Origin of the sequence: Agromyces lapidis (genome assembly GCF_009749405.1) — a bacterium.
In the GTDB taxonomy this organism is placed as follows: Bacteria; Actinomycetota; Actinomycetes; order Actinomycetales; family Microbacteriaceae; genus Agromyces; species Agromyces lapidis.
Genome location: NZ_WBIQ01000005.1, coordinates 208975 through 222481, shown reverse-complemented (window position 1 = coordinate 222481; position 13507 = coordinate 208975). Strand labels below are relative to the sequence as shown.

Genomic DNA, 13507 nt, shown 5'->3' with positions numbered 1-13507 from the left:
CGAACGATCGTGCGTAAAATACAAGACATGGAGCAACACGACGGCCGACGCGCACGAGGCGACGCCTCACGACGACTCGTGCTCGACCGCGCCGTCGACCTCGCCTCGGTCGAGGGGCTCGACGGGCTCTCGATCGGGCGGCTCGCCGAGGCGGCCGAGGTGTCGAAGAGCGGGGTTGCGACGCTCTTCGGCAGCAAGGAGCGGCTGCAGCTCGCCGCCGTCGACGCCGCCGCCGAGCGGTTCACGCGGGTCGTCATCGAGCCGGCGCGCGTCGAACCGCGGGGCGTGCGGCGAATCGTCGCCCTGGTCGACCGGTGGATCGCCTATTCGCGGGACCGCGTCTTCCCCGGCGGATGCTTCTTCGCCGCCGCTGCGGCCGAGTTCGACGCCAAGCCGGGCCCGGTACGGGACGCACTCTCCCGAGCCCTCGACAGCTGGAGCGGCTACCTCGCGGCGTCGTACGGCTACGCCGTCGCCCAAGGCGAACTCGAGGGCGATCCCGCCCAGTTCGCATTCGAGGCGACCGCGCTGCTCGATGCGGCGAACACCCGCTCGGTCATGAGCGGATCGAGCGAGCCGTACGTCTACGCGCGGCGCGCACTGGTCGCCCGCCTCGCCGCGGCGGGCGCGGAGCCGGCCGTGCTCGAACGGCTCGCCGAGGTCGACGACCGAGTGCTCGCCTGACCGACTGAGTGCTCGCCTGACCGACTGAGTGTTACTCGCCCTGGGGAGCGAGCGCCGCGACGAGCGGGTGGTCGTACGCGAGCGCGCCCGTCTTCGCCGCGCCGCCCGGCGAGCCGAGCGGCGGCACGCCGCCGGGAGTCACCTCGAAGAACTCGACGTTGGCCTTGTAGTAGTCGGCCCACTCGTCGGGCAGGTCGTCTTCGTAGTAGATCGCCTCGACCGGGCACACCGGCTCGCACGCACCGCAGTCGACGCACTCGTCGGGGTGGATGTAGAGCGAACGCTCACCCTCGTAGATGCAGTCGACCGGGCACTCGTCGATGCAGGCCCGGTCCTTCACATCGACGCAGGGCAGCGCGATGACGTACGTCACGAGCGGGCGAGCGCGCCGTCGCGCGAGATCGACACCTGGTCTTCGCGGGGCACGACCTTGACGCGCTCGCGCACGACGCCCGCGTACTGCTCGGGAGCCTCGAACGACTCGCCGAGGCCGCGCTCGTGCGCGTCGAGCTCGAGCCATCCCTGCCAGGTCGTGTACTCGACCCCGCGCGAGGACAGCAGCTCGAAGATCTCCTCGCCGTCGACGGCGTCGACCACCGGAGCGGCGAGCACGCCCTCGTTCGCGTCGGCGACGAGGTTCGTGATCGTCTCGAGCGCGTCGCCCTTGGTGTGGCCGATGAGGCCGACGGGGCCGCGCTTGATCCAGCCGGTCGCGTAGACGCCGGGAATGGGCGAGCCCGAGGCATCCAGCACCCGGCCGCCCTCGTTGGGAATGACGGCGGCCTTCTCGTCGAAGGGCACGTCGCGGATCGGCGAGCTCGCGTAGCCGACGGCGCGGTAGACCGCCTGCACGGGGTAGTCGACGAACTCGCCGGTGCCCTCGACCGTGCCGTCGCCGACGGGGCGGGTGAGTTCGAAGCGCATGCCCTCGACGCGCCCGTCGCCCGTGATCTCGACGGGGGCGTGCAGGAAGTGCAGGTGCAGCCGGCGCGAGGCGGTGCCGGTGCCGGTCGAACCCGGTGAGGTGCGCCAGCCGTTGAGCGTGCGGGTCATGACCTTGACCTGGTTGTTCGAGGCGTGCAGCGCCTCGGCGTGGGCGTCGCCCTCGGCGCGCTCGAAGTCGGCGTCGTAGACCACGATGTCGACGTCGGGCACCTCGCCGAGCTCGCGCAGCTCGATCGGGGTGAACTTCACGTGCCCGGGTCCGCGGCGGCCGAAGACGTGCACGTCGGTCACGGGCGAGGCTTCGAGGCCGGCCACCACGTTCGCCGGGACATCCGTGGAGAGCAGGTCCTTCGGGTGCTTCGCGAGCACCCGTGCGACGTCGAGTGCGACGTTGCCGTTGCCGATCACGGCGATCGACTGCGCCTCGAGCGGCCAGCTGCGCGGCACGTCGGGGTGACCGTCGTACCAGGCGACGAAGTCGGCCGCGCCGTACGAGCCGGGCAGCTCGATGCCGGGGATGTCCAGCGGGGCGTCGCGCAGCGCGCCGGTCGCGAAGATCACCGCGTCGTAGCGCTCGGTGAGCTCGCCGACCTCGAGGTCGCGCCCGATCTCGACGTTGCCGATGAGCCGGATGTCGCCCGCGTCGAGCATCTCGTGCAGCGAGTTGACGATGCCCTTGATGCGGGGGTGATCGGGGGCGACGCCGTAGCGGATCAGGCCGTACGGCGCCGGCAGCGACTCGAACAGGTCGATCGCGACCTCGCCGCCCTGCTCGGCGACCTGGCGGCGGAGGATGTTGCCGGCGTAGATGCCGGCGGGGCCGGCGCCCACGATCGCGACGCGGAGGGAACGGGTCATTGCTGCGATGCCTTTCGGGTTGTGCTGGTGGAGAGCGCTTCGGGCGCGTAGGGGCTCAGGGCCACCACGTCGCCGACCACGACGACGGCGGGCGATCGGATGCCCCGGCGTGCCGCCTGCAGCGCGATCGAGTCGAGCGTGCCGATGGTGACGCGCTGGTGCTCGCCGTATCCATCTTCGACGATCGCGACTGGGCATTCGCCCCCGCGCTCGCCGCGGGCGAGGGTGATCGCCGAATTCGCGAGGGTGCCGATGCCCATGAGCAGCACCACGGTGTGGTCGCGGCCGCCGCCGAGCGACCGGATCTGCTCGTGCCCGGTGACGACCGTGAATGTCGTCGCGAGGCCGCGATGGGTGAGCGGGATGCCCGCGATCGCGGGGACCGAGATCGCGCTCGTGATGCCGGGCACCACCTCGACCGCGATGCCGGCATCGCGGCAGAAGGCGAGCTCTTCGCCGCCGCGACCGAAGATGAACGGGTCGCCGCCCTTCAGCCGCACGACCTGCTTGCCGTCGCGGGCGAGGGCGACGAGCAGGGCGTTGATCGCATCCTGCGGCACGGCATGATGCCCGGGCAGCTTGCCGACGTCGACGACCTCGGCGCGCAGCACGACGCCCTCGGCGGCGAGCCCGTCGAGCACGCCGCGGGCGCCGAGCCGGTCGGCGACGATCACGTCGGCGGCCTCGAGCGCGCGCAGGCCGCGGATGGTGAGGAGGCCGGCATCGCCGGGCCCGGCGCCGACGAGCACGACTCGCCCGGCGCTCATCGCGATGCTCCCTGCAGCAGGCCGCGGCGGCGGAGCATCCGGCGCTCGAGCGGGGCGAAGAACACCAGCTCGATGAGGATGCCGATGGCGAGGATCACGAGGATCGTCGACAGCACTCCGGCGAGATCGGCGAGCTCGCGGCTCTGGTCGAGCATCGAGCCGAGCCCGAAGCCGATCGTGCCGCCCACGGCGATGATCTCGGCCGCCATCAGCGAGCGCCACGAGAACGCCCAGCCCTGCTTGAGCCCGGCCACGTAACCGGGGAGTGCGGCGGGGAGCACGACGAGGGTCGCGAGGCGTCCCGGTCCTGCACCGAGCACCGTGCCCACCCGCCGCAGTTGCGGCGGCACCTGCTCGACGCCCGAGATCAGGCCGTTCACGATCGACGGCACGGCGCCCATCAGGACCACGAAGTAGACGGTCGCGTCACTGAGCCCGAACCAGATGATGGCGGCGGGCACCCAGGCGACCGAGGGCAGCACCTGCAGCCCCGAGATGATCGGGCCGACGGCGCGGCGCAGCGGCTTCACCTCGGCGAGCAGCAGGCCGAGCGGCGTGCCGACGACGACGGCGATGACGAATCCGAAGACGCCGCGTTCGAGGCTCGTCGCGACGGCGAGCTGCAGGCGGCCCGACTCCCAGGCCTGGCCGAGCGCCGCGGCGACGTCGAGCGGGCCCGGAACGATGTCGGGGCGCGGCTGGGCGATCACGACGTAGAGCTGCCACGCGACGACGAGCACGACGACGAAGAGAATGGGCGGCAGCACGCTGCGCGTGAAGACCTTCCAGGGGCCGGGGCGTTCGTCGGCGTCGGTCTGCAGGCGGTCGAGTCCCGCGGTGAGGGACTGCAGGTCCTCGGGCTCGGGCGCCGCGGCCGGCTCGAGGAGCTCGGGGAAGGGCATGGAACCGGCGGGGAGGTCAGGGGGACTCACCCTGGCGGGGGTCTCGATACGCTCCGCTACTCGACCTGCGGTCTCGACGGATCCGGTCGATCGAGTAGGGAGCGGAGCGACCGTATCGAGGCCACCTGCGGTCTCGACGGTTTCGGTGTCATGCGGCATTTCGGCGGATCTCCTTCCGCAGCTCGGCGGTGATCTCGAGTGAGAGCGCCGCCACTTCGGGCGACTCGATACGCCGGCCCTCGCCGGCGTCGATGCGCCACTCGCCGGCGACCCGGCCGGGGCGGCTCGACAGCAGGAGGATGCGCTGGCCGAGCCGTGCCGCCTCGCGCACGTTGTGCGTGACGAAGACGATGGTGCGGCCGGTCAGGCGCCACACCCGCTCGAGCTCCTCGTGCAGCAGGTCACGGGTGATCGCGTCGAGCGCCGCGAAGGGCTCGTCCATCAGCAGCACGGGGCGGTCCTGCGCGAGCGCCCGGGCGAGGGCGACGCGCTGGCGCATGCCGCCCGAGAGTTCGTGGGGGCGTTTCGCCGAGGCATCCGCGAGGTTGACGGTCGCGAGCAGCTCGAGCGCCTGCGCCCTGCGCTCGGCGCGCGCGACCCCGCGCAGGCGCAGCGCGAGCTCGACGTTCTGCGCCGCGGTGAGCCACGGCATGAGCGCCGACTCCTGGAACATGACCGCGGCGCCCTCGTGAGGTGTCGTGATGGTGCCCGTCGTCGGCCGGTCGAGTCCGGCGATGAGGTTCAGCAGTGTCGACTTGCCGCAGCCCGAGGCGCCGAGCAGGCAGACGAACTCGCCCGCCGCGACGTCGAGGTTCACGTCGTCGAGCACGACCGGGCCTGCGCCGAAGCGCTTGCCGAGGTGCTCGATGCGGATGGCCGTCTGCCCGCTCATGCGACTACTCCTCGCCGAGGCCGCCCGCGGAGACGGGCTCCTCGCCGGCCTCCTCGCGCAGCTCGTTCAGGATGCGGAGGTCGAACAGCCCGTCGATCGAGCCGTCCTTCTGGGTGCCCGCCTCGAGGCCGTTCGCGACGAGGTCGGCGAAGGTCTCGGCGTGCGGGTCGACCGAGAAGACGACGTGCTCGAGTGCGCGGTCGATGACCGCGTCGGCGAGCGGCTTGCCCGTCTCGGCCTCGATGCCCGCGTTGATCACGCCGGCGGCCTCGTCGGCGTTGTCGGCGAGCCACGCGACGGATGCCTCGTGCCCCTCGAGCAGCGCCCGCACCGTCTCGGGGTGCTCGGCGAGGAACTCGGCCCGCACGAGCAGCACCGTCGTCGGGAAGGCCCCTTCGCGCCACAGCTCGGCCTCGTCGACGAGCACGTGCGCGCCCGCGTCGACGATGAGCCGCGACACCCAGGGCTCGGGCAGCCATGCGCCGTCGAGCTCGCCCTGCTGGAACAGGGTCAGCGTCTGCGCATTCTCGGTCGGCGTGATGTGCACGTCGCCGCCGCCCTGCGTGTCGGTCTCGAAGCCCTCGTCGGCGAGCCAGGAGCGCAGCGCCACGTCTTGCGTGTTGCCGAGCTGCGGCGTCGCGAGGGTCGCCCCCGCGAGGTCGTCGACCGAGTCGATGCCGTCGCGCACGACGAGCGCGGCACCGCCCGTCGCGGCGCCCGCGACGATGTGCGCCGACTGCCCGCCCGACTGGATGAAGGTGTTGATCGACGGGTTCGGACCGATGTAGGTCGCATCGATCGCGCCGGCCGAGAGCGCCTCGATCGCGGCGGGGCCGGCGTTGAACACCGAGGTGGTGAGTTCGGTGTCGCCGAGGGCGTCTTCGAGGAGCCCCTCTTCGAGGCCGACGATCGCCGGAGCATGGGTGACGTTCGCGAAGTAGCCGAGACGCAGTTCGGCGGCGGGCGAGGTCGACGTCGCGGCGCCGTCGTTCGGTGCAGCGCCCGCGGCGGCGGAGCAACCGGCCAGCATCATCGCCGCCACTCCAAGAGCGGTGATCGTCAGGGTCTTGCGGGTGGTGCGGATGGTGCTGTTCACGGTTGTCGCCTCCTTACGGATCGTTGGTGCCTACTGTTCGGTGATGCCGGCGGCCAGGGTGCGGCCGTCGGACGGATGGATGACGAGGAAGGACCCGGCGTGCCGGTTCTCGCCGTAGGGCTCGAGGGGGAGGTCGGCGGCGACGCGGATCGTCGCCCGGCCGATGTCGTTCACCTCGAGCGAGGTAGCGGGCACGTGCTCGAGCGTGTCGAGGTCGCGCTTGGCGTCGATGGAGGCCACGAGACCCTGCACCGTCGTGGTGCCGTGCTTCACGAGCACGCGGGTGCCGGGGGCGAGGGGCCGCGGGTCGAGCTGGAACAGCTCGGCCTCGAACTCCCGCCTGGCCTCGGGCAGGGTGCCCGCCGCCGCGATGACCGCGCCGCGGGCGGCGTCGATCTCGTCGGCGAGGCGCAGCGCGACCGACTGCGGTGCGACGGCCTCGTCGAGGGATGCCCCGGCCTGGTCGATGCCCGTGACCGTGGTCTCGATGCCCGAGGGGAACACCGTGACGCGGTCGCCTACCCGTACCCGCCCCGAACCGATGCGGCCGGCGAAGGCCCGGTAGTCGCGGAATGCCTCGGCCCGCTCGGGGTCGTCGGCGACGTCGGGCGCGAAGCCGCCCTGCGGGCGCAGCACGAGCTGCACCGAGAGCCGGAACGGGTCGTACTCGGTGTCGAGCTCGTCGTGCGAGGGCAGCGACTCGAGCAGTTCGAGCAGGGCCGGACCGTCGTACCAGGCGGTGTTCGCCGAACGTTCGACGATGTTGTCGCCCTCGAGCGCCGAGACGGGCAGCACGTGCACGCCGTCGAGCCCGAGTTCGCCGGTGACGCGGCGCACCTCGGCCGCGACCTGCTCGAACGCGCCGCGGTCGTAGCCGAGCAGGTCGATCTTGTTGACCGCGACGATGACGTGCGGCACGCGCAGCAGTGCGACGACCGAGAGGTGCCTGCGGGTCTGCTCGAGCACGCCCTTTCGGGCGTCGATGAGCACGACGACGGCGTCGGCGGTCGTCGCGCCCGTGACCATGTTGCGCGTGTACTGCACATGTCCGGGGCAGTCGGCGAGGATGAAGCTGCGTGCCCCCGTCGAGAAGTAGCGGTACGCGACGTCGATCGTGATGCCCTGCTCGCGCTCGGCGCGGAGGCCGTCGGTGAGCAGGGCGAAGTCGAAGCCCGTGCCGGCGCCGAAGCCGCGCTCAGCCGAGGTGCGCGCGACGGCCTCGAGCTGGTCGGCGAGGATCGCCTTCGAGTCGTGCAGCAGGCGCCCGACGAGCGTCGACTTGCCGTCGTCGACGGAGCCCGCGGTGGCGAAGCGGAAGAGCGTCGCCGGTTGAATAGCGCCCGACGCAGGAGGACGCGTATCGAAACCCTCGGTGGTCGTGGTCTCGATACGCTCGCCGGCGCTCGCTACTCGACCGACGGTGGTGATGGTCTCGGTCATCAGAAGTACCCGTCCTTCTTGCGGTCCTCCATGGCGGCCTCCGAGATCCGGTCGTCGGCCCGGGTGGCGCCGCGCTCGGTCAGCGTCGACTGCGCGACCTCGCGCACGACGGCCGTCACGTCCGTGGCATCCGATTCGACCGCGCCGGTGCAGCTCATGTCGCCGACCGTGCGATACCTGACCAGGCGTCGCTCGACCAGCTCGTCGGGGCGGGGCTGCGAGACCTCGCCGACCGCGCGCCACATGCCGTCGCGGCGGAACACCTCGCGCTCGTGCGCGTAGTAGAGCGGCGGCAGCTCGATGCCCTCGCGCTCGATGTAGCTCCACACGTCGAGCTCGGTCCAGTTCGAGATCGGGAACGCGCGCACGTGCTGGCCGGGCGTGTGCCGGCCGTTGTAGAGGTTCCAGAGCTCGGGGCGCTGGTTGCGCGGGTCCCACTGGCCGAACTCGTCGCGCAGCGAGATGATGCGCTCCTTGGCGCGCGCCTTGTCCTCGTCGCGGCGTGCGCCGCCGAAGACGGCGTCGTGCCGGCCCGCCGCGATCGCGTCGAGCAGCGGCTGCGTCTGCAGCGGGTTGCGGGTGCCGTCGGCACGCTCCTGCAGGCGGCCGTCGTCGAGGTAGTCCTGCACGCGTGCCACTTCGAGCCGGAGCCCGAGCCGCTCGACCGTGGCGTCGCGGAAGGCGAGCACCTCGGGGAAGTTGTGGCCCGTGTCGACATGCAGCACGGGGAACGGCACCCGGCCCGGCCAGAACGCCTTAGCCGCGAGGTGCAGCACGACGACCGAGTCCTTGCCGCCCGAGAAGAGCAGCACGGGGCGCTCGAACTCGGCGACCACCTCGCGGATGATGTGGATCGCCTCGGCTTCGAGCAGCTCGAGCGTGTCGAGCTGAGTCGGTCGAGTAGGGAGCGCAGCGACCGTATCGACACCTGTCGACGTGGTCTCGATACGCTGCGCTACTCGACCGACATCGGTCGTCGTCTCGGTCATAGGTGCAACCCGCATTCCGTCTTGTCGAGGCCCGACCAGCGGCCGGATCGGGGGTCATCGCCCGCGGCGACGGGCTTCGTGCACGGCTCGCAGCCGACCGAGGGGTAGCCCTCGGTCAGCAGCGGATTCACCGTCACCCCGAACGCGCCGGCGTAGTCGATGAGGTCGTCGAAGCTCCAGGCCGCGAGCGGGTTGACCTTCACGAGGCCGTTGCGCTCGTCCCACGCGACGAGCGGCGTCGTCGTGCGGGTGGGGGCCTCGTCGCGGCGTACGCCCGTGAACCAGAGTTCGTATCCGGCAAGCGATCGCTGCAGGGGCTCGACCTTCCGCATCGCGCAGCAGGCGCCCGCGTCGCGGGCGAAGAGGTCCTTGCCGTACTTCGCGTCCTGCTCGGCCACGGTGAGCTCGGGCAGCACGTCGACGATGCGCACGTCGAGCGAGGCGGCGACGCGATCGCGCGTCTCGACCGTCTTCGCGAAGTGGTACCCCGTGTCGAGGAAGAGCACGTCGACCCCCGGCAGGGACTGCGCCACCACGTGCGGCAGCACGGCGTCGGCCATCGAGCACGCGACGGCCGCGGCATCCACCGAGAAGTTGCGCGCCACCCAGGCGACGACCTCGTGGGCGGATGCCTCGCCGTCGGCCAGGCTCCGGAGCTCGGCGTTGCCCGCCTCGGCGAGGGCGCGGAGTGTCGCGGCGTCGCGCTTCGCCGGTTGAGGAGGGAGCTCAGCGAGCGTATCGAAACCGGCGTCCGTGGTCTCGATACGGCGCTGCGCGCCTACTCGACCGGCGGACGCTCCGAGGTTGCGGGCGCTCATCGCAGCTCCTCCTCGTCGGCGCGATGGGCCCACTCGGCGAAGGTCTCGTCGACCGAGGCATCCCGCTGTTCGAGGAAGCGGCGAACGACGGTCTCGACGTAGTCGGCGAGGCCGTCTGCGGTGACCTTGAGGCCGCGCACGGTGCGGCCGGTGCCGGCCTCCTCGCGCGTGGCCGAGGCGAGGCCACCGCCGAGGTGCACCTGGAAGCCCGGCGTCTGGCCGCCGTCGCCGTCGGGCAGCAGCTGGCCCTTGAGGCCGATGTCGGCCGTCTGGATGCGGGCGCACGAGTTCGGGCAGCCGTTGACGTGCAGGCTGATCGGGTGCGGCAGGTCGATGCCCGCGAGGCGCTCCTCGAGGGCGATCACGGCGTCGGTCGCGGTCTGCTTCGTCTCGACGATCGCGAGCTTGCAGAACTCGATTCCCGTGCAGGCGATCGTGCCGCGGCGGAAGAGACTCGGACGGGCCTGCAGACCGAGTGCGTCGAGCTCGGCGACGAGCTGCTCGACGTGCTGTTCTTCGATGTCGAGCAGCACGAGCTTCTGGTGCGGCGTCGTGCGCAGGCGCCCCGAGCCGACGCGCTCGAGCAGCTCGGCGAGCCGGGTGAGCGTCGTACCCGAGATACGGCCGACGAACGGGGTCACGCCGATGTAGAAGCGCCCGTCGTGCTGGCGGTGCACGCCGACGTGGTCGCCCTGCGTGAGCGGCTTCGGCGCTGCGGGGCCGTCGGGCAGCGGGGCATCCAGGTACTCGGTCTCGAGCACCTGACGGAACTTCTCGGCACCCCAGTCGGCGACCAGGAACTTCAGGCGCGCCCGGTTGCGCAGCCGCCGATAGCCGTAGTCGCGGAAGATCGCGGTGACGCCGTACCAGACGTCGGCGACCCGCTCGGGCGCGACGAAGGCGCCGAGCCGCACCGCGAGGTGGGCATTCGTCGAGAGGCCGCCGCCGACCCACACGTCGTAGCCGATGCCGAGTTCGGGATGCTCGACGCCGACGAAGGCGACGTCGTTGATCTCGTGCACGATGTCCTGGCTCGGGTGCCCGGTGATCGCCGACTTGAACTTGCGGGGCAGGTTGGCGAGCTCGGGATCGCCGATGTACTTCTCCTGGATCTCGAAGATCTGCGGCGTCGGGTCGATGAGCTCGTCGGCCGCGATCCCGGCGACGGGCGAGCCGAGGATGACGCGGGGCACGTCGCCGCACGCCTCGGTGGTGCTCAGCCCGACGCCTTCGAGCCGCCGCCAGATCTCGGGCACGTCCTCGACGCGGATCCAGTGCAGCTGGATGTTCTGCCGGTCGGTCAGGTCGGCGGTGTCGCGGGCGAACTCCGTCGAGATCTCGCCGATGACGCGAAGCTGCTCGGTCGTGAGCTGGCCGCCGTCGATGCGCACCCGCAGCATGAAGAACTCGTCTTCGAGCTCGTGCGGTTCGAGCGTCGCGGTCTTGCCGCCGTCGATGCCCGGCTTGCGCTGGGTGTAGAGGCCCCACCAGCGGAAGCGGCCGTGCAGGTCGGTGCCGTCGATCGACGCGAACCCGCCCTCGGCGTAGATCGTCTCGATGCGCTCGCGCACGGCGAGCCCGCCGTCCTCCTGCTTCCACTGCTCGTTGGCGTTGAGGGGCTCGGTGCCGTCGACCTTCCACTGGCCGTTGGGGCGGTTGGCGCCCGGGCGGGCGGGGCGGCCTTCGGGGCGCGCGGGTCGCTCGGGCCGCTCGGCGCGCGGCGCGCGGGTCGTCTCGCTCAGCGTCACGGCTGCCTCCCGGTGGTCTGGATCACGACGGATGCCCCGCCGATGAGCCGACGCTAGGCGAGGGATGCTCGTGCGGCACGTTCGTGACGGCGGCCTCCGTCACGGTGCGTCACCGGCAGTCTCACGGCGCCGCATTGCGTCACAGTCTTGATCCGAATCCGTCGGTCGGGTACCGCCGCACCGCTTCCCCCTGTGGAGAACCAGCGGGATGCACCGTGCAGATCGGATACGCTCGGATTCCGTGCACGCCGGAGGGGGCAGATGAGCGACGTCTCGATCGAGAAGGAACTGCTCTCCACGATCTCGGCGCAGCTCTACGATGCGACCGACGCGCTGTCCTTCAGCAGCTACGTCCGCGTGCCCGGCGATGCCGGCCTGAACTCGACCGCCGCCGAGGAGGCGCTCGCCGCCGCCGCCCGCGAGCAGGCCGCATTGGCCGAAGTGCTCTGGGGGGTGCTGCGAGAACTGGCGGAGCGTCCGGTCGAGGTCGCAGAGCAGTTCGCGCTTCAGGATCGCGTGCTCGGCGAGACCCGCTGATGGGGTGGACCGACGAGAATCCCTCGGCCGGCGATATCGGCCGCATTCGCGCGGTGGCGCGCTCGCGGCAGGCCTCCGCCGACGACGTCGACGGGGCGCTCGGACGGCTCGACACCGCCGCGGCCACGGCGTCCTCCGACGGGTGGACGGGCGAGGCGCGGGAGAAGTTCCTCACCCTGGTCGCGGCGCCGCGCCCCGATCTCAGACGGCTCGCCCGCGGGATGGCGCATCATGCAGAGCACTTGAGCGGATACGCCGACACGCTCGAAGAGCTGCAGCACACCGAGCAGCGGTTGAGGGATCGTCGTGACGAGCTCGAAGGCGAGCGCTTCGCCGCCGGGTACCGGCTCGGCATGCTGACGTCGCCGGTGAGTGCTCGCGCAGCTTCGAGCGTGTCCGACGACGCCCGCGACCGCGCCCAGGAGCGCATCGATGAGGCCGAGGCAGGGCTCGTCGAACTCGAGGTCGAATGGCAGGAGCTCATCGAGGCGCGACGACGCGCGGACAGCACCCTCGTGTCCCACCTGGGCGACACCGTCGCGGGCGTGGGGCGCATCGACGATCTCGCAGTCTCGTCGTCCTCGGCGACCGGGCTGCTGGACGAGCTCGAGACGATGTCGCCGACCGACCTCGCCGTCCTGCTCGAGCTTCATCCCGAGCTCGCCGACAAGCTCCTGAAGGCGCCCCCGGGCGAGGTCGCCGCCTGGTGGGCCGGTCTGGCGCGCGGAGCGCAGCGCGCGCTGATCAGCGGGATGCCCGCCGTCATCGGCAATCTCGGCGGAGTGCCGTACCGGATACGCGACGTCGCGAATCGTGCCGAACTGGCGACGGCGATCGCCGAGGCCGACGCCGCCGGCGACGTTCGCCGTCTGGAGTCGCTGGAGGCGATCCGGAAGTCGCTCGGCGAACGTGCCGGAGTGCCCCGACAGCTCATCGCGTTCATCGACGAGGGCGATCCGCTCGCGGCCGTCTCGGTCGGTGATCTCGATGCGGCCGACGACGTCACCTTCAGCATCCCCGGCATGAGCACCACCGCCGAGAACATGCCGACCTGGGCTCGAGGTGCGCAGAATCTCTACGCCGAGCAACGAGCGGTCGCCGGCGACGCGCCGCGGGCCGTCGTCGCGTGGATCGGATACGACACCCCGCCGGTCCCGTTCGTCGGGAATCTCGACCTCGGGGTCGCCCAGAGCGGTTACGCCCGCGACGGGGCGACCCGATTGGTCGCCGAACTCGAGGGATTCACGGCGACACGGCAGGATCGAAGCGTGAACCTCTACGTCGTCGCGCACTCCTACGGCACCACGACGGCCGCCTACGCGCTCGCGACGACGGATCTCGGCGTCGACGCCTTCGTCTCGCTCGGGTCGGCGGGCATCGATCCGGCGATCGCCCTCGAGGATCTGCACGTCGATCACGCGTACGCCGGGCAGGCCCGAGACGTCATTCCGCTGGTCGAAGCCGGGAAGGGTGACGAGTGGGCCGGGATCGGACGGGACCTCAGCGGCCGCGCCAACCCGATCAGCCCGGGTTCCGGGTTCATCGCGTTCGGGGTGGACGGCGAGCCCGACGACGCGAACCAGCGCCCGGTCACGGCGCACGACCCGCTGATGCCGTACGACGCGACGGACGGGGCCGGCTATTTCGACGATCGCACGGAATCGCTCAGGAACGTCGCCCTCGTGACCACCGGCCGCGAGGCGGACATCAGCGAGTACGTGAAACCGGGGCTGACCATGACCGAACGCGGATATCTCACTCCCGGCCGCGGATACGGATGGACCGACCTCGGACAGGATGGCCCCCGATGAACCGCACGATTCCCGCCGCG

General features: G+C 71.4%; 13 protein-coding genes. 3 read left to right on the top strand and 10 right to left on the bottom strand.

All coding sequences use genetic code 11. The features are described from left to right. Positions 1–27: 27 nt before the first annotated feature. Positions 28–684 carry a TetR/AcrR family transcriptional regulator gene (locus GQQ93_RS07980; RefSeq protein ID WP_157423706.1) on the top strand — a complete coding sequence of 219 codons (657 nt, stop codon included), beginning with the start codon at positions 28–30 and terminating at the stop codon, positions 682–684. A gap of 31 nt (positions 685–715) precedes the next feature. Here GQQ93_RS07980 and fdxA read toward each other — a convergent pair whose 3' ends face one another. The 10 genes from fdxA to GQQ93_RS07930 all read right to left on the bottom strand — a co-directional run bounded on the left by fdxA (position 716) and on the right by GQQ93_RS07930 (position 11133). Further along, positions 716–1057 (bottom strand): ferredoxin, encoded by a 342-nt coding sequence (gene fdxA / locus GQQ93_RS07975; protein WP_157423705.1) that lies wholly within the window; start codon positions 1055–1057, stop codon positions 716–718. Next, positions 1054–2487: an FAD-dependent oxidoreductase gene (locus GQQ93_RS07970; RefSeq protein ID WP_157423704.1), complete on the bottom strand. Its 1434-nt coding sequence runs from the start codon at positions 2485–2487 to the stop codon at positions 1054–1056. Before GQQ93_RS07970 ends, fdxA begins: the two co-directional genes overlap by 4 nt. Further along, on the bottom strand, positions 2484–3254 hold the full coding sequence (gene cobA / locus GQQ93_RS07965; RefSeq protein WP_157423703.1) for a uroporphyrinogen-III C-methyltransferase: 771 nt from the start codon (positions 3252–3254) through the stop codon (positions 2484–2486). The genes GQQ93_RS07970 and cobA overlap by 4 nt, the downstream gene beginning before the upstream one ends. Then, positions 3251–4156, bottom strand: coding sequence for an ABC transporter permease (locus GQQ93_RS07960; RefSeq protein ID WP_157423702.1), 906 nt, complete (start codon positions 4154–4156; stop codon positions 3251–3253). Before GQQ93_RS07960 ends, cobA begins: the two co-directional genes overlap by 4 nt. A gap of 148 nt (positions 4157–4304) precedes the next feature. Continuing rightward, positions 4305–5048, bottom strand: coding sequence for an ABC transporter ATP-binding protein (locus tag GQQ93_RS07955; protein ID WP_157423701.1), 744 nt, complete (start codon positions 5046–5048; stop codon positions 4305–4307). Positions 5049–5052: 4 nt separating this feature from the next. After that, positions 5053–6144, bottom strand: coding sequence for an ABC transporter substrate-binding protein (locus GQQ93_RS07950; RefSeq protein WP_246192187.1), 1092 nt, complete (start codon positions 6142–6144; stop codon positions 5053–5055). A 30-nt stretch (positions 6145–6174) separates the two neighbouring features. Further along, positions 6175–7584 (bottom strand): sulfate adenylyltransferase subunit 1, encoded by a 1410-nt coding sequence (locus GQQ93_RS07945; protein ID WP_157423700.1) that lies wholly within the window; start codon positions 7582–7584, stop codon positions 6175–6177. Next, complete coding sequence (gene cysD, locus GQQ93_RS07940) at positions 7584–8573, bottom strand: sulfate adenylyltransferase subunit CysD (protein ID WP_246192185.1); 990 nt, start codon at positions 8571–8573, stop codon at positions 7584–7586. Before cysD ends, GQQ93_RS07945 begins: the two co-directional genes overlap by 1 nt. Further along, on the bottom strand, positions 8570–9391 hold the full coding sequence (locus GQQ93_RS07935) for a phosphoadenylyl-sulfate reductase (protein ID WP_157423699.1): 822 nt from the start codon (positions 9389–9391) through the stop codon (positions 8570–8572). The genes cysD and GQQ93_RS07935 overlap by 4 nt, the downstream gene beginning before the upstream one ends. Further along, on the bottom strand, positions 9388–11133 hold the full coding sequence (locus tag GQQ93_RS07930; protein ID WP_157423915.1) for a nitrite/sulfite reductase: 1746 nt from the start codon (positions 11131–11133) through the stop codon (positions 9388–9390). The genes GQQ93_RS07935 and GQQ93_RS07930 overlap by 4 nt, the downstream gene beginning before the upstream one ends. Positions 11134–11400: 267 nt before the next feature. On the opposite strand from GQQ93_RS07930, the gene GQQ93_RS07925 reads away from it, so the two are divergent. Next, positions 11401–11676, top strand: a complete 276-nt coding sequence (locus GQQ93_RS07925; RefSeq protein ID WP_157423698.1) for a hypothetical protein — start codon at positions 11401–11403, stop codon at positions 11674–11676. After that, the gene (locus tag GQQ93_RS07920) at positions 11676–13487 is read left to right on the top strand and encodes an alpha/beta hydrolase (RefSeq protein WP_157423697.1); all 1812 of its coding nucleotides are present in this window, start codon (positions 11676–11678) and stop codon (positions 13485–13487) included. Before GQQ93_RS07925 ends, GQQ93_RS07920 begins: the two co-directional genes overlap by 1 nt. Positions 13488–13507 lie beyond the last annotated feature (20 nt).